This is a genomic window from uncultured Dialister sp., assembly GCF_900541605.1.
In the GTDB taxonomy this organism is placed as follows: Bacteria; Bacillota; Negativicutes; order Veillonellales; family Dialisteraceae; genus Dialister.
This window is the reverse complement of sequence record NZ_UQKJ01000037.1, coordinates 1-16,079: the sequence shown is the minus strand read 5'-3', so window position 1 is coordinate 16,079 and position 16,079 is coordinate 1. Positions and strand designations below refer to the sequence as shown.

The window sequence follows — 16,079 nt, the reverse complement described above, 5'->3', positions numbered from 1 at the left end:
AAGGGTACAGAAGCCATTCGTCAATTATGAGCAATGCGTACTTCTTGTACTGGGCGCTTCCCGCCCGAGCCAGCCTGTTATGGGGCGGTGCCAGTTTGATACCGGCTGCAAGGAGCTTGTCTCCATACTTGTCAGCGCATTCCCCCACCGCAATGATGGGGCCCCCATGGCGGAGGGCCGCTTCGATGACCTCATCAATGGGCGCAGCCTCTTCCTTTTCTTCCTGCCACAGCTCATCAAAGGCGCCGTAAAGGGCAGCGTACACATTGCCCCGCTGGGCATCGAGGAGCGGCAGCACGAAAGCCTGGGCCCCCGCCATATTCCAGGCCAGGGCTTCCAGCGTATCCACGCCGATTAAAGGGACCTTCCAGATATAGGAAGCCATCTTGGCAGTGGCCAGGCCGATGCGGAGCCCCGTGAAGGATCCGGGCCCGATGGATACTGCAATGGCGGATATTTCTTTTTTCGAAACCCCCGCTTCCTTCATCATCTCATCCATGTGGGGAATGAGCTGTTCGGAATGGGTCAGTTTTCTCTGCACCGTCCACTCCGCAATGAGCCTGTCCTCTTCCGCCAGGGCACAGCTCAGTACCAGTGACGATGTATCAATGGCCAAGAGCATAATTCTGTATCTCCTTTACAATGGATTCCGGAGTTTTTTCGCTCCAGGAAATCCGGATATTTCTTTCATTTTCACCGGACAGGGTAATGTGGATATGGATAGCCTCCTCCGGAATGAGGGAAGGAAACATATCTGCCCATTCCACCACCACCACACCGCCATCGCCGTATTCTTCCCAGCCGATGTTCCACAGGTCCTCTTCACTGTGGAGGCGGTAGAAATCAAAATGTTTCAGCGGAATGGGGCCATCGTAGTAATTCATAATGGTGAACGTAGGACTTCCCACCACCCCTTCAATGCCCATGCCCTTCGCCAGGCCCTGGACAAAGTGGGTTTTACCCGCTCCCAGGTCGCCGGTGAGGGCGATGAAAAGGCCATCAAATGCATGGCGTCCCAGATATTCACCGAAATCCATGGTTTCCTTTTCACTGTTTGTGGTCAGGGTCAGTTCATTTTTCATGAAGCCACCTCATCATTTCATCAAAACGGTCCATGCCGATGCGGTACCCCTCGCCGTGAAGGGCCCGAAGCTTTCCGGCATCCCTTTCGGTCCGGGTCACAGTGACCGGCTGCTCCGGCCGGATGACGAAGACCTTTCCTTCCTTTTCCAGCTCAATCACCCGGTCCACCTTTTTATTGTACCGCTCCGGGATGGAGCACATGCCATCCACCACGGCGGGGAATTTCTTCCCATACACCCGGTTCAGGAGCCCGTGGAGCCAGAAGGGCACCGGCTTCTTGCGGTACGTCACATCCCGGGTCAGGATATATACGATTTTTCCATGGGGAAAAGGAAATTCTTCCGGCAGCGGCACCAGTGGCAGTCCCACCCCGCCGTCCACATAGGACTTCTCCCCTATGGACACGGGCTTTGACACCAGGGGGATGGAACAGCTGGCCTCGCAGACTTTGATATAGTCCTCCCACTTCATGCTGTGGGAAGAGACGAAATGGGGTTTCCCGTCGGCGCAGTCCGTAATGACTGCATAGAGCTCTTCCTCCGCATGGGTGAACGTCTCTTCATCAAAGGGATCCGCCTCGTGGGCCAGTTCCCCAAACATAAAATCAAAATTGAAGAAGGAACCTCCATGGATCATATGCCTCACCCCCATGTACCGGGGATCAGAGGCATACTTCGAATTGACCCGCACACTGCGGCCGCACTGCCGGGACAGGTATCCCAGCCCCTGCAGGGTACCTGCAGAGATACCTACGACCTTAGGAAAATAAAAATGGTGGTCCATGAAAGCATCCAGCACGCCGGCCGTAAAGAGGCCGCGCATGGCACCACCTTCCATCACCAGAACCGGTGATTCATCCATTGTTATATTTCCTTCTTTCTAATATATTGGGAATGTACCCCATGTGTATGAATGGGGCATAAGGGTTGTGGGTGAACATCGCTTCGCTTGTTCACCGGGTGGTAGGTGCTTCGCACCGGGGGCATAAGGTTCATAAGCCGCCGAAGGCGGCATTATTTAAGGTCTCCCTTCCGCTTAAGCGAAGCGTCCCAACCCGCTTTCACGAGCGCAGCGATGTGAAAGCCACCACCCCACGGGGAAAGGGATCACTGCGTTCTCGGTCGCCTGAAGGCTCCCTGCGAAAGCAGTTCGCTGCGCACCGGTCGGGCCAGCGCAGCGACGCCCGACCCACAACCCTTACGCCCCTTCACTCGTCCAGACCATACTAAGCGCCGCAGCCGCTTTTCACCTCATTCTCATTTCTTCGAACAATTCGACTGGTTCTTCACCGCGTTAATCTTCGCCGCAATGGCCTCCTGGTCTCCCAGATAAGACACATCGTGCACCGTGAAGTCCTCATTCAGGTGGTACACCAGGGGAATCCCGGTTGGCACGTTCATACCGGCAATATCGCTGTCCGAAATCCCTTCCAGATGCTTCCGGAGAGCCCGGATGGAATTGCCATGGGCGGCGATGAGCACCCGGTCTCCCGCCTCGACCCGGGGACGGATGACACTGTCGAAATAGGGAGCCACCCGGGCCACCGTATCCTTCAGGCATTCCGTGAGGGGCAGCTTCACCGTATCTTTGATCTTCCTGTAAGGCGCCTGGTTCACCGGATTTCTCGGATCATCTTCGGAAAGGGCCGGCGGCCGGACATCGTAGGAACGGCGCCACTGGAGCACCTGCTTCTCTCCGTACTTATCGGCGGTTTCCGTCTTGTTCAGCCCCTGGAGGGCGCCGTAGTGCCGTTCATTCAGGTGGTAATCCTTTTCCACCGGAATCCATACGAGGTCCATTTCATCCAGAATGGTATAGGCCGTATGGATGGCCCGCTTCAGTACAGAGGTGTAGCAGCGGTCGAAGGAGAATCCTTCCTTCTTCAGCAGCAGCCCCGCCTGCTTTGCTTCTTCGAAGCCCTTTTCTGAAAGTTCCACATCCGTCCAGCCGCAGAACAGGTTTTTCTTATTCCATTCACTTTCCCCATGGCGAATTACTACCAGCGTATACATAATTGACCTCCATCACTTTTCAAAATGATCAAATCCGTGAACTTCCAGAATGGCTCTTTCCTGGCCCTTCCTCATATACACCCCGTGGCCCGGCTTCTTCACAACCCTGCCGATGGCGGTCACAGGATATTCCTCTCTTATTGTATCAAAATCGGCGGGAGAAAGGGTACCGACCAGCTCATAATCTTCTCCCCCGTTGAAAGCCCAGTCCAGTGGCGACAGATGGGCCTCCTCCGCCAGCCTCCGGGCTTCTTCGGAAATCGGGATCTTCGAAGGATCGATTTCGATTTCCACCTCCGAAGCCGATGCGATTTCATTGAGCTCCCGGGACAGGCCGTCGGAAATATCATTGAGCGCATTGGCCCCATGGTCCCGGACCAGCATGCCCGCCCGTATCTGGGGCTCCGGCCGCCGATGGCGTTTCACGAGCCCCGGGAAATCCTTATCCCTTCCGTGGAGGAGGGCATAGAGTCCTGCCGCCGAATCCCCGATGGTTTCCGTCACAAAGACCACATCCCCCTCCCGGGCGCCACCTCTTGTCACCGCTTTCCCGGAAGGCACCATGCCGATCACCGTGCCCGTGGCGATGACCCCGCCAGGGGACCCCGTCACGTCGCCCCCCAGGAGATTCACCCGGTACTTCCGGCAGCAGCTCCGAAGGCCGTCGTAGAAAGACTCCACCCAGGAGAGCGGCAGGTCATCGGGAAGGGCAATGGAAAGCACAAATCCCACAGCCTCCGCCCCCATGGCCGCCATGTCGCTGAAATTGGAGGCCCCCAGATGGTATCCCACATCTGCAGGCCCCATGGTGCAGCTGGTGAAATGGATGCCCTCCACCATGGTATCCGTGGAAATGACCTGGTCAAAGCCCGCAGGCGCCGCATACACCGCCCCATCGTCCCCGGGTCCCACTTTCACCAGCTCCGGCCGGTAAATGAAATCATGCATAATACGGCGGATGAGGCCAAATTCTCCCACATCCTTCACCGTCAGTTCTCCCATGAAACCTCCTATGGAAAAAAATAGAGTTGAGATTTGAGAGTTGAGAGTTGAGAGTTGAGTTCCCGCGGCTTTGCCGCAAAACGCCCAGGGTGGGTGGCCGCGAAGCGGCTGATCATCTAGATCTAGACCTAGACCTAGACCTGGATCCAGGCTTAGCCCTCCAGCACAACCCCCATCTTCTCCAACTCATTGAGCGTCTTCTTATGGTCCGCTTCCGACACATAGCCCAGCCCATTCACCAGGAGTGTCACCGTCCGTCCGGACTTCAAAAGGGACAGCACCGTTTCCTTCACACAGTACTCCGACGCAATGCCTCCCACGTACACATGGGAAGAAGCCACTTCCCCCAGCGTTTTTCCCGCTCCATTCTTTCCGTTAAAAGCGGAGTATTCCTCCACCCGGTCATTCCGGCCCTTCAGGAACCGGTTTTCCGAAGACGGCCGGTTGCCGGGATCCTTCACATCCTTCGTGAAGGCAGGATCCAGCTCCGCCCCCTTCGTGTCTGCCACGCAGTGAATAGGCCAGATGCCCCCATTCACCTTGAAAGACCCGTTCGTCTCACTGTGCCAGTCCGACGTATACAGAGCCCGCACTTTGTGGCTGTTCATGAAATCCACCAGTTCCTTCACCGCTTCATGGCTATGGCCGCAGGCCAGGGTGCCATCGATGAAATCATACTGGCAGTCTACAATGACAAGATCATCCATTCCTACCCCTCCCATATTGTATTTGCTACTTATTTTATCAGCTTTCGAAATGAATATAAAGGCAAGAAGAAAAAGTTGTCTACCCTCTCGGCATTTGCTTCGTACCAAAGACTATAGAACCTTACAAAAGCCTTTATAAAGAAATAATGGTAATAAAAAAATAATATCTTTTTCTTTTCCAGGACATAAAAAAACGCTGATTCCTTTTACAGGGCTCAGCGTATTCCTTTAATTCTTCATCATTCTGGCAATATCTTCATAGAATTTATTTTTCTGCCGGTATCCGATGATGCGGCCCAGTTCTTTGCCATCTTTGTAGAAGACGAAGGTCGGTGTGCCGAGGACGCCGAACCGTTCTGCCATTTCTTCCTGTTCGTCCACGTCAATGGTGCAGAGGCGGACTTCTCCTTTGAACCGGTCTTCCACCCCTTCAAAGGCGGGCTGCATGACTTTGCAGGGGCGACACCAGGAGGCTCCCAGTTCGAGGAGCACGTACCCCTTCTTTTCCACAAATTCCCTGTCCAAGTCTGTATCTGAATGAATTGCTGTAACCATGATAATCTCCTTTATACAGAAAGTATGGTATAGGTTTCCCGGGTAAAGGCGGGATTTTCTTTCACCGCCACCTCTTTGCCTGCCGTTCTTTCCAGGCGTTCTTTAAAGGGTGCCTTTGCCAGAAGGGCTGCCACTTCCGGAGGCGCCGTGATTTCCAGGTCTCCCTTGAAGGGTCCCCGGGTGCGGCGGTTTTCCAGGTCCTCCAGAATCCGGTCCGCTGCAGCAGGGGCGGAAAGGATATGGCCGGTGCCATGGCAGAGGGGGCAGGTATCGAAGTAGTACTGCCAGAGCCGCTGGGTGGTCCGTTTCCTCGTCATTTCCACGAGGCCCAGGGAGGTCATCCCCAGAACCAGGGTCTTGGCCCGGTCATCCCGGACGGCGGCCTGGAGAATCCGGATGAGCTCTTCCTTTTCCCCCTTCTTTTCCATGTCGATGAAGTCCACCATGATCATGCCGCCGATGCCCCGGAGCCGGATCTGCCGGGCGATTTCATAGGCTGCGGATTTATTGATAAGGAAGGCCAGCTGGTCATGGGGTATGCCTTTCCCCTTAAAGGATCCGGAGTTCACGTCGATGACGGTCAGGGCTTCGGTGTAGTCGATATAGAGGGATCCTCCCGTCGGAAGGGGCACCACCCGGTCAAAGAGCTGGCGCATCTGTTCCTCCAGGTGGAAATGGGCAAAGAGGGGCTCCTTTTCCTCATAAAGAACCACCTTATGGGGGTCGCAGATGTTCTCGTCCTCCGCCATCCGGGAAAGGCGGAGCCACGTATCATGGTCATCCACCAGGAGCCGGTCAATGTCTTTTCCCATGTAGTCCCGAAGGCTCTTCACCGCCAGGTCTCCGTCCCGATAGAGAAGGGCCGGTCCCTTTTCCAGGGCATACCGCTTCTCCACCACTTCCATGAGGTGGGACAGGGAGGCCAGGTCTTTCCGGAAATCCTCTTCCCCCGCCGCCTCGGCGGCGGTGCGGACCACCAGGCCCATGCCGGGCGGGCAGATTTCCTTCGCATGGCGGCGCAGGAAATCCCGTTTCTTTTCATCCCTGATTTTCTTGGAAATACCGATGTACCCGGTGCCGTAGAGGGCTACGGCATAGGTGCCGGCAAAGCTGATTTTTTCCGTCACCAGGGGGCCCTTGGACTCGGTGGAGTCTTTCTCCACCTGCACCAGCACCGGAGCGCCTTCCGTATGGGCCTGTTTTTTGGAAACCACGTCCTTCGTACGGAGGAATGCATTGCGGCCGATGCCGATGTCCACGAAAAGGCCATTCAGCGAGGGCACCACATTCCGGATGATGCCCTTGTACACCCGGCCTACGATATTCTCTTCTCCCGCCCTTTCCACGGACAGGTCTTCCAGCCTGCCATCGCTTAGAAGGGCAAGTACTGTCTGCTCCGGCCGCAGGTGAAGAAGAAGCTCTTTCATCTTACTTTCCTTTCAGTAATCCTTCAAATACCCCTTCATCGGAGAGGGTGAGCCGTTTCCCCTGTACGTTCCGGTAAGTGCCGGTGCGGGAGCAGATAAATTCTCCCGGGGTCCAGGGCATATGGAAGGATTCGGCCAGGAGTTTCCAGATATCCTTCGGCTGCACGGTGCCGGTCTGGCTGCGGATGAGGGAAAAGGTGAGGTACGCCCGGTCTTTCGTGAACCGGACTTTCATGGGCTCCAAAATCATGGTTTTTACGTCCATTTCCCGCACCTTTTTCGGAGTTACCCGCTTGTACAGGAACGAAGGGAGTGCATTAAAGGCTTCCAGGGATTTCTCCGCTTCCCGGAAGGCCTCTTCCCCGGCTCCTTCTACCGTGGGCCCTTCCATTTCGTAGGAATCTTCATTGAAGACGGCCACAAATTTCGGCCACTCCGGCGCCGCCTCCACGATGGAATGGATAACGATGCCCTTTGGCAGCTGCCGGGAGAGGCGCTCCTTCACTTCCTCCACCGGCATATCCTTTTCCAGCCGGATTTCCAGGTACAGCGGGTCCGCTGTCACCCCTACGCCAAGGGCGGAATCCAGGGACAGTTTCATGTGGGGATTGAATCCTTCTGAAAAGGCCACGGGAATTTCAGAACGCATGACCGCCCGTTCCATGGTGCGAAGGAAATCCAGGTGCCCCAGGAAACGAAGTTCCTCACCTTTCGTGATAGACAAAAACAGCCTTTTCATTTGCATTCTCCTCTTTGTGATCTATTGGTTTCACGTCAAGCACCGGGCATACGGCGCAGCCGTTGCAGGCAAAGTGGCGGCAATCGCGGGTAAGTACCCCCCGCTGGGCCAGGCGCCATTCCTTTCGGAGGTAGTCCTTCGATACGCCGCAGTCGATGTGGTCCCAGGGTTCCGGTTCGTATTCGTCCCGTTTCCGGCTGGCATACATGTCCGGATCCACGCCGCATTCTTCGAAGGCTTCCATCCATTTATCGTAATCGAAAAATTCAGTCCAGCTGTCGTACTTGCAGCCCTTTTCCCAGGCCTTCAGGATGACCTTGGCCAGCTGCCGGTCGCCCCGGGCGAGGACCGCTTCCAGACGGCCGGTCTTGGCATCGTGGTAGGCGAACTTAATATGCCTTTCGTCCTTGAAGAGGCTCTTCAGATACTGCTGTTTCCGCTCGATTTCTTCCACGCTAGCCTGGGGCCACCACTGGAAGGGAGTGAAGGGTTTGGGCACAAAGCTGGCCACGCTCACCGTAATGCGGCAGCCGTACCGGCCGCGGATGGTGTGGTACAGTTCATTGATCCGCTTTGCCAGGTCCGCAATGCCCTTCAGGTCTTCGTCGGTTTCCGTGGGAAGACCCATCATGAAGTACAGTTTCACCCGGCTCCAGCCATTCTTGAAGGCATTGGTGCAGGCGCCCATGATATCTTCTTCGGTGACCCCCTTATTGATGACGTCCCGGAGCCGCTGGGTTCCCGCTTCCGGTGCCAGGGTGAGGCCGCTCTTCCGGACCTGCTGTACTTTCTTCGCAATGTCGATGGAGAAGGAATCTACCCGAAGGGACGGGAGGCTCACGGATACCCGGCGGTCCTTGAATGTTTCCAGCAGGTGGTCCACCAGTTCCGGCAGGCAGGAATAATCCGCCGAGGACAGGGACATGAGGGAAATCTCGTTGTATCCCGTATTCCGGATCAATGTATCTGCGATTTCCTGCAGCTTTTCTTCGCTCTTTTCCCGAACCGGCCGGTAAATCATGCCGGCCTGGCAGAAACGGCAGCCCCGGCTGCAGCCACGGAACATTTCCAGCACCGCCCGGTCATGGACAATTTCAATATGGGGCAGGATGGGCTTGTCGTCCACCTTCACCCTGTCGAAATCGGGGATCAGCCGCTTTTCCACGGGGAACTGGGCCGTTTCATCCATGGGGGCAATGGAACGGAACAGGCCGTTCTCATAGTAGGACACTTTGTACAGGGACGGCACGTAGCACCCTTTGATGGACGCCATGCGGCGGATGATTTCCTTCCGTCCCCCCGGCTTTCCTTCCTTCTTCCAGGCCTTCACGAGGTCCGCCATTTCACAGATGGATTCTTCCGATTCCCCGATAAAGAAGACGTCAAAGAAATCGGCCACCGGCTCCGCGTTGTACACGCAGGGGCCGCCGGAAATGACGATGGGGTCTTCTTCGGTCCGGTCTTTGGCAAGGAGGGGAATGCCGGAAAGGTCCAGCATGTTCAGGATATTGGTGTAGCACATTTCGAAGGGCATGGTAAAGCCCAGGACGTCGAAGTCCTTCACCGGCATCTTCGATTCCAGGGCGTAGAGGGGAATATGCTTCTCCCGCATGAGGGCTTCCATATCCACCCAGGGCGCATAGACCCGTTCCGCCAGGGTGTCATCCCGGCTGTTCAGGACGGAATAGATAATCTTCAGGCCCAGGTGGCTCATGGCCACTTCATAGACATCGGGGAAGGCCAGGGCCACCTTCACATCCACGCTGTCATGGTCCTTTACCACGCTGTTCCATTCGCCGCCGATATACCGGGCGGGCTTCTGGATATGCATCAGCCATACAGGATCAATTTTTACAGGGTTCATGGTTACTCCTAATCAAACATCAGCTTTTTACGGCGTAAATAAATATTCATCAAAAGTCCTACGCAGAGAAGGTTCATGAGGAGCGCACTGCCGCCGTAACTCATGAAGGGCAGCGGAATGCCGGTTACCGGCATGATGCCCAGGGTCATTCCCACATTGATGAAAATCTGGAAAAGCCACATGGAGAAAATGCCGCAGGCCAGAAGGCTGCCGAAGGAATCTCCGGAGGACCGGGAAATCATGAGGGTCCGATAGAGAAGGACAAAGTACAGGAACAGCACGAAGATGGCACCGATAAATCCCAGTTCTTCCCCGATAACGGAAAAAATGAAGTCCGTATGGTTTTCGGGCAGGAAATTCAGCTGGCTCTGGGTGCCTGCAAAGAGGCCCTGCCCCACGAAGCCGCCGCTTCCGATGGAAATCTTGGACTGGATTACGTGGTACCCGGAACCGTAGGGGTCTACGCTGGGGTTAAAGAGTACCAGGATTCGCATCTTCTGGTAGCTGTGAAGTACGAAGGACCAGATGAACGGGAAAATGACCACGAAGCCGATGAGGGCCCGCTTCACCAGTTTCATATTGAGGCCGCAGATATAGAGCATGCCGAAGGTGATGGCTGCAAAGACAAGGCTGGTGCCCAGGTCCGGCTGTATAAAGATGAGAAGTGTCGGAAGGGCCATGAGTCCCGCCACGGGGATGAGGCTCTTCCAGGTGCGGTAGCCGGTCTTGTTGTTGGACAGGAGCCGGGCCAGGCAGATAATCATAATGAGCTTTGCAAATTCCGATGGCTGCAGGGTAAAGGGGCCGATCTGGATCCACCGCTGGGCGCCCAGTGCACTGGTTCCCGCAAATTTAACGACCAGCAGCATGATGGCATTCACCACGTAGAGGGCCGGCACGAACCGGTACAGCTTCCGGTAGTCGAAGTAGAGGGAACCGCCGGCAATGATAAGGCCGCCGATCAGGAATATGCCCTGCTTCAGGACGAAGTCAAACTGGCCCGGATGGTCAGGTATATTGGCATGGGTGGCGCTGGCAATAATCAAAAGGGACACCACCGCCAGTCCCAGCACCGTCAGAAGCAGGGTCGAATCAATCCGGCGCCAGTAACGTATCAGGTTCATGAAATTTCATCTCCTCCTCTGCCAGCGGTAGGACCGGCTCCCGGAATGCCAGGTGAGGCCGGAAGAAGCCGCCTTTTTGGCAGATGCTTTCCCTGCTGTTTCTTTCTCATTTTCCCTGTCTCCCAGGGTGAGAAAGCTCTCCCACCGGGACAGGGGGAATTCTTTTTTCTCCAGAAGCGCCCGGAGTACATAGGACAGGGATTTCCCGAAGGCGCTCTTTTCTTTGAAATCGGTGAGCTCCCCTTCATGGGCCAGCCGGTCTGCATGGATGGAATAGGGAATGACCCCGCCAAAGAGCTCGGGGTCCAACGTATCATACACATCATCAAAAGACAGGGACGCCCTGTGGCTGGCAGAGAACTGGTTCAGCACAAAGGCGTAATCCTTCCCTCTCCCAATCATGGTGACCAGGTGGTCCGCGCTTCTCCTGGATGCCCAGGACGGCGCCACCACCACCACGATGCGGCCGGACATGCGGAAAGCCGTCTCCACGCCTTTTCCCATGCCTGCGGGGCAGTCGATGAATATATAATCGTAGCGCCTATGGATGTCTTCCAGCACCATGTCCATGGCCGCCGGAAAGACGGTCTCCCAGGACTCCTCCTGGGAAGAGGGCAGGAAATCCAGGCCCTTCATGACCGGAAGAATGGCGTCTTCCATGAAGCAGCGGCCTTCGGCGAGGTCGCAGATATTATAGAGGCAGTCATTTTCCAGGCCCAGGATCAGGTCCATATTCCGGAGGCCCATGTCCCCGTCAATGAGGAGTACCTTTTTCCCCTGCCGGGCAAGGGCGATGCCCATGGAGGCGGTAAGGAGCGTCTTCCCCACCCCGCCCTTGCCGGATGCGGTGGCAATGATAGAAGCCATTATGTCTTACCTCCCTCTTTTGTCTTCTTTGCTTCCGGGTTCTTCCCCGGCGCATAATCCCCCACATGGAACCAGGCATCCATGATTTCCTTCACCACCGGAGCGGCGGATTCGGAACCGAAACCACTGTGTTCAAACATGGAAAGCACCACGATTTCCGGTTTGTCATAGGGACCGTAGGCCACGAACCAGCCGTTATCAAGGCCGTTCGTTTCTGCGGTACCGGACTTGCCGGCCATGGCGATGGGATAATTCGAGAAAATGGCACCGCCGGTACCATTGGAGGTCATAACGAGGCGCAGGGCCTTATGAATGGCATCCAGGGTGGCCTTGGATACAGGGATGGTGCCCACCTTATCGGGAGAATAAATCTTGAGGGGCGTACCGTCCAGCTTATCGATACGGTTTACCAGGTACGGCTGGTACCGGAACCCGCCATTGGCGATGGACGCATAGACCATGGCCATCTGGAGGGGCGTGGTCAATGTAAAGCTCTGGCCGATGGCGGCGTCCATGGTTTCCCCGAGGTACCAGTCCTGCTTGAAGACTTTCTTCTTGTATTCCTCGCTGGCCACATTGCCTTCCGCTTCACCGGCCAGGTCAATGCCCGTGGGCTTGCCAAGACCATACTCCCGGGCCATGGCGGAAATCCGGTCGATCCCCGTGCGCCGGCCCATTTCATAGAAGTACACGTTATCCGATTTCTCGATGGCTTCGTAGAAATCGATCCATCCGAAAGCTTCGCCTTCGGAGTTTCTCTTATCTACGAGCCAGTGTTTGCCGCTATCGAAAATCCTCTCGTCCGGCGTGGTCACTTTCGCTTCCAGGGCGGCGGAACCGGTGATGACCTTGAACAGGGATCCCGGAGGATACATGGCCGCAATGGTGCGGTTCTGCATGGGATGGTTCTTGTTATTGATGATATCGTTCCAGTCTTTGGAGGAAATCCCCTTGCTGAAACGGTTCGGGTCATAGCTGGGCCAGCTCACCATGGCCAGTACGGCCCCTGTATTGGGGTCAATGGCTACGGCAGAGGCGCCGGTAGGAAATACGCCGGAATGGGCGAGAACCCTTGTCTGTTTCTCAATGGCCGCTTCCGCCGCCTGCTGCAGGTGGGCATCCAAAGTGAGGCGGACATTGTTTCCGGATACGGAAGCCGTGCCTCCCACATAGCGCACCGGCTGGCCGGATGCATTGACTTCCACGGTTTTGGAGCCGTTCTTTCCTTCCAGGAACTGGTTGTACTGCCTTTCCAGGCCGGACCGGCCCACAAGGGTGGCAGTGGTATAGGGGTTGCCATTGGCATCCCGGTCATCGGGACCTGCTTCCCCTACGTAGCCAAGGACCTGGGCACCGGCTGCCCCATAGGGATAGACCCGGAGCGGATCCACTTCGATTTCAACGCCCGGGAAATCATCCTTTTTCTCTTCAATCTGGGTAGCCACATCGATGCCCACATCGTTGGCCAGGTAAATGGCACCGAAGGCCAGCTTGTTATCTTCGATTTTTTTCTTTATATCCTCCGCCGGCACTTTCAGAAGCGCTGCGAGCCGGGTGAGTTCATCGTCGGAAAGGGTATTTCCCTTCCGTTCTACCGGCATGATGACGCTGTAAGCGGGGCGGGAACCGGCCATGATAATGCCGTTCCTGTCATACATGACGCCCCGGGCAGCCTGCTGGGGCAGGTGCCGGATACGGTTGCCGTCGGCCTGTTCTTTATAGTAATTTCCTTCCACCACCTGCATCCAGAGGAGACGGGCGCCGAGGATCAGGAGCAGCGCCATGGCCACGTAAATCATGCGGGCATAGCGGGACTCCTCCCGGTTCTTCATCAGCTTTTCCAGTATGGAAGGAATATGTTTCTTTACCAACGAGGCTCTTCCTCCTGTTTCAACATCCAAACCACGTTATGAAGAACAAGAGAGCATCCTCCATTCATAAGGACCAGGGGAATGCCCAAATGTACGAAATAAAAGAGAGAGGGATACCGGCTGCCGGCCCATCCCATGATGATGCTGGATACGACCACGTAAATCACCGAAGCCAGCAGCACCGCCAGAAGGGAAATATACCAGTGCTTATTATACCGGTCCCTGCCGAATTTCAGGAAAAGAAGGGTAATTCCCAGGTATGGCAGGAGATGGAGGCCAAAGAAATTACTGGTCACCACGTCCTGCAGGAGACCCCCTATGGCCGCCAGAAGGATTGCGGTTTTCCGGTCCACCACCAGGGAGGACAGGGCAATCACCGTAAGCCACAGGTCCGGCTGCATGATGCCGTTAAAAAGGAAGGGCAGAAACGATGACTGCAGAAGGAAAATAACACCGCTCAAAAGGAGAAGGCTGTAGGCACTCATTATTTGTCACCTGCCTGCTGTTTATTCGGATTCATAGGCGGTTCGATTTTCGGCGGTTTCACCGTAATGCTGTCGGGGCTGGTCTTCTGGATATGGTCTGTAATGATAAAGACCTCTTCCATATGGGCAAAATCCGCAGCCGGCCGGATTTCCGCCGACTGGGTGCCTCCTTCGGAGTCCACATCCACCTGCTCTACAGTACCGATGACGAGTCCCTTCGGGTACACGCCGCCGTAGCCCGATGTAACAATGATGTCCCCCTTGATCACATCCGATTCCTTCGGAAGGGACATAAAGGAAAGGAGACCGGGATTTCCGCTGTTTCCGGATACCATGGATACCACCCGGGAAGCGGGGCGCTGCACGATGCCGCCCACCGTGGTCCGGGGATCCAGAAGGAGCTGCACCCTGGAGGAATTCATGTAGACTTCGCTCACAAATCCTACGAGTCCCGAGGGAATAATGACGGGCATGTATTTTTTGATGCCGCTGTCTTCGCCCCGGTCGATGACCATGGTATGGGTCCAGCCGCCGTAATCCCGTTCGATGACGGAGGCGCCTACCATATTGTAGCTGGTATAGCCCTGCTTGAATTTCAGGAGATTCCGGAGGCGGATATTTTCCGCCAGCACCTCGCTGTACCGGTTCTGTTCCGCCTTCAGGCTTTCATTCTCCCTCTTCAGTTCTTCCAGGTCCTTCCAGTTTGTGAAAATCTGCTGCACCATGCCGATGCTGTTTTCCCCAAACCAGGCAGCCCGGGAAACGCCGTATTCAAAGGGAGCGGCCCCCACGGACAAAGGCTGGGACACGAAGGGAATATATTCCCTGTGCCGCCAGAACCAGCCGCAGGCTCCCATAAAAGCAAAAAGTACGATAATGCTTGCTATCTTTTTCTTACCGAAGAATATCAAAGTGAAGCTCCCCCATAGTATTTATTACCATTTTCAATGAGAAGGGAATGCTCCTTCTCCATCAGGCAGGCCGCATAGCAGCCCCTGGCCACCACGCTGCCCGGATTTTCCGGGATGGACACCGGGATGCCCAGTTCCAGGGAAAGCCAGTCCCGGAGGCCGTCAAGGAGCGCACTGCCGCCGGAAAGGAGAAGGCCGTTTTTCAGGAAATCATCGGCCATTTCCGGCGTGCACCGGCGCATGGCCTGACGGATCAGATGAACCACGGGCTGCATGATATGCTGCATAACGGTGCTCATCTCATCAGCCGACAATTCGACCACCACTTCTACCCCGTCACCGATACGGCGCCCCCGGACCGTGAAGGAACGATCGCTGTCATTGGATGTGAGAGACAGCACTTCGCTCTTCAGTTTCTCCGCCTGGGTAAGGCCGATCATCATACTGTACCGGTCCAGGATATGGCGGCAGATGCCGATATCGATGTCGTGGCCGCCGAAGGACATTCCCTCCTGGACCACGATGCCGCCGCAGCCATAGACCCCAAGATCCGACACATCCCGTCCGATGACAAGGGACATGGTGGAAGAGGGCACATTCAGGTCTTTCCCCGCTCCCAGGGCCGCTGCTGCGGGCGATGGAATGAGGTATACGCTCTGTACGCCTCCGTGGAACAGGGCATCCACCAGGGCATGCCTGGTGACGGAGCTGATTTCTACCGGTATAGCCACTGTCACATTGGGCCGGCTGACGGAACGGTGAAGGCTTTTATTGATAAAGAAACGGAGCATATCCTTCGTCATGTCATAATCGGCGATGACCCCGTTCTTCACCGGCCACTCCAGCGTATTATTCGCCGGTTCCTTATGGTAGCGGATCAGTGCCTCCGTACCAAAGCCAAGCACCTGGCCGCTGATATTATCCACCGCCACTGTGCTCGCTTCTTCCAGGATCACCTTATCCCGCTGGTATATACGAACCTGGGAAGACCCCATGTCTATGCCCAGGGAATTCAACATTGCAGAAAACATTCTATTCATACCGCCTTTTCGAGAGGATTCTTATTATTATACCATGTAGGAATAGGTGGGGACAGGAAAAAATTGGTTAGAACCGGCGATGGCCTGTGTCCAGTGTGACTCCGTCATGGCTCTGCCTGCCGGCAAGGCTATGGCCTGCGGCCAGGGCTTAGGGTGTGGACCATAAGACCCGGAAGCGCTGTGTTTGTTTATGGGCGAGGATTTTGAGCCTTTCCCCCAGGGAAGCACCGGTTACATCTGACTCTGCGAATGAATCAGTGCTTCCTTAGATGCGGCATGCCCTGTGGACCGGACCCTTCCGTTCCCATTAGCTAAGAAAGGCGCTTCGGTGGTTCAAAAGGCGGCGCTTCCGATAGAACCAATATCCTCCGGAGTTGTAAGACCGTCATAGT

Annotated in this window: 16 protein-coding genes; all 16 read right to left on the bottom strand. The window is 55.7% G+C overall.

All coding sequences use genetic code 11. The features are described from left to right. Nucleotides 1-622, bottom strand: a 622-nt coding sequence (gene tsaB, locus QZR21_RS04100) for a tRNA (adenosine(37)-N6)-threonylcarbamoyltransferase complex dimerization subunit type 1 TsaB (protein ID WP_296973909.1), incomplete at its 3' end; no start/stop codon positions are given. Continuing rightward, nucleotides 606-1,082 carry a tRNA (adenosine(37)-N6)-threonylcarbamoyltransferase complex ATPase subunit type 1 TsaE gene (gene tsaE / locus QZR21_RS04095; RefSeq protein WP_296098071.1) on the bottom strand — a complete coding sequence of 159 codons (477 nt, stop codon included), beginning with the start codon at nucleotides 1,080-1,082 and terminating at the stop codon, nucleotides 606-608. The genes tsaE and tsaB, both read right to left, overlap by 17 nt. Beyond that, the gene (locus tag QZR21_RS04090; RefSeq protein ID WP_296098074.1) at nucleotides 1,072-1,944 is read right to left on the bottom strand and encodes a patatin family protein; all 873 of its coding nucleotides are present in this window, start codon (nucleotides 1,942-1,944) and stop codon (nucleotides 1,072-1,074) included. The genes tsaE and QZR21_RS04090 overlap by 11 nt, the downstream gene beginning before the upstream one ends. Nucleotides 1,945-2,339: 395 nt before the next feature. Continuing rightward, a complete protein-coding gene (gene gpmA / locus QZR21_RS04085; protein ID WP_296098076.1) occupies nucleotides 2,340-3,095 on the bottom strand; it encodes a 2,3-diphosphoglycerate-dependent phosphoglycerate mutase in 756 nt (251 codons plus the stop codon). A gap of 12 nt (nucleotides 3,096-3,107) precedes the next feature. Further along, on the bottom strand, nucleotides 3,108-4,097 hold the full coding sequence (gene thiL, locus QZR21_RS04080) for a thiamine-phosphate kinase (RefSeq protein WP_296098078.1): 990 nt from the start codon (nucleotides 4,095-4,097) through the stop codon (nucleotides 3,108-3,110). 152 nt (nucleotides 4,098-4,249) lie between these two features. Beyond that, nucleotides 4,250-4,804 (bottom strand): isochorismatase family protein, encoded by a 555-nt coding sequence (locus QZR21_RS04075; RefSeq protein ID WP_296098080.1) that lies wholly within the window; start codon nucleotides 4,802-4,804, stop codon nucleotides 4,250-4,252. Between the two features lie 228 nt (nucleotides 4,805-5,032). Continuing rightward, nucleotides 5,033-5,359: a co-chaperone YbbN gene (locus QZR21_RS04070; RefSeq protein ID WP_296098081.1), complete on the bottom strand. Its 327-nt coding sequence runs from the start codon at nucleotides 5,357-5,359 to the stop codon at nucleotides 5,033-5,035. 11 nt (nucleotides 5,360-5,370) lie between these two features. Beyond that, the gene (locus QZR21_RS04065) at nucleotides 5,371-6,786 is read right to left on the bottom strand and encodes an Rne/Rng family ribonuclease (protein ID WP_296098084.1); all 1,416 of its coding nucleotides are present in this window, start codon (nucleotides 6,784-6,786) and stop codon (nucleotides 5,371-5,373) included. A 1-nt stretch (nucleotide 6,787) separates the two neighbouring features. Beyond that, nucleotides 6,788-7,525 (bottom strand): TIGR03936 family radical SAM-associated protein, encoded by a 738-nt coding sequence (locus QZR21_RS04060; protein ID WP_296098086.1) that lies wholly within the window; start codon nucleotides 7,523-7,525, stop codon nucleotides 6,788-6,790. Beyond that, the gene (locus QZR21_RS04055; protein ID WP_296098088.1) at nucleotides 7,491-9,389 is read right to left on the bottom strand and encodes a TIGR03960 family B12-binding radical SAM protein; all 1,899 of its coding nucleotides are present in this window, start codon (nucleotides 9,387-9,389) and stop codon (nucleotides 7,491-7,493) included. The genes QZR21_RS04060 and QZR21_RS04055 overlap by 35 nt, the downstream gene beginning before the upstream one ends. Before the next feature lie 8 nt (nucleotides 9,390-9,397). Next, a complete protein-coding gene (rodA, locus tag QZR21_RS04050) occupies nucleotides 9,398-10,513 on the bottom strand; it encodes a rod shape-determining protein RodA (RefSeq protein ID WP_296098091.1) in 1,116 nt (371 codons plus the stop codon). A gap of 6 nt (nucleotides 10,514-10,519) precedes the next feature. Beyond that, the gene (locus QZR21_RS04045) at nucleotides 10,520-11,380 is read right to left on the bottom strand and encodes an AAA family ATPase (RefSeq protein ID WP_296098094.1); all 861 of its coding nucleotides are present in this window, start codon (nucleotides 11,378-11,380) and stop codon (nucleotides 10,520-10,522) included. Further along, nucleotides 11,380-13,251 (bottom strand): penicillin-binding protein 2, encoded by a 1,872-nt coding sequence (gene mrdA, locus QZR21_RS04040; protein WP_296098097.1) that lies wholly within the window; start codon nucleotides 13,249-13,251, stop codon nucleotides 11,380-11,382. Before mrdA ends, QZR21_RS04045 begins: the two co-directional genes overlap by 1 nt. Beyond that, on the bottom strand, nucleotides 13,245-13,736 hold the full coding sequence (gene mreD, locus QZR21_RS04035; protein ID WP_296098100.1) for a rod shape-determining protein MreD: 492 nt from the start codon (nucleotides 13,734-13,736) through the stop codon (nucleotides 13,245-13,247). The genes mrdA and mreD overlap by 7 nt, the downstream gene beginning before the upstream one ends. Further along, the gene (gene mreC / locus QZR21_RS04030) at nucleotides 13,736-14,647 is read right to left on the bottom strand and encodes a rod shape-determining protein MreC (protein WP_296098102.1); all 912 of its coding nucleotides are present in this window, start codon (nucleotides 14,645-14,647) and stop codon (nucleotides 13,736-13,738) included. The genes mreD and mreC overlap by 1 nt, the downstream gene beginning before the upstream one ends. Beyond that, nucleotides 14,644-15,678 (bottom strand): rod shape-determining protein, encoded by a 1,035-nt coding sequence (locus QZR21_RS04025; RefSeq protein ID WP_296098104.1) that lies wholly within the window; start codon nucleotides 15,676-15,678, stop codon nucleotides 14,644-14,646. The genes mreC and QZR21_RS04025 overlap by 4 nt, the downstream gene beginning before the upstream one ends. Nucleotides 15,679-16,079 lie beyond the last annotated feature (401 nt).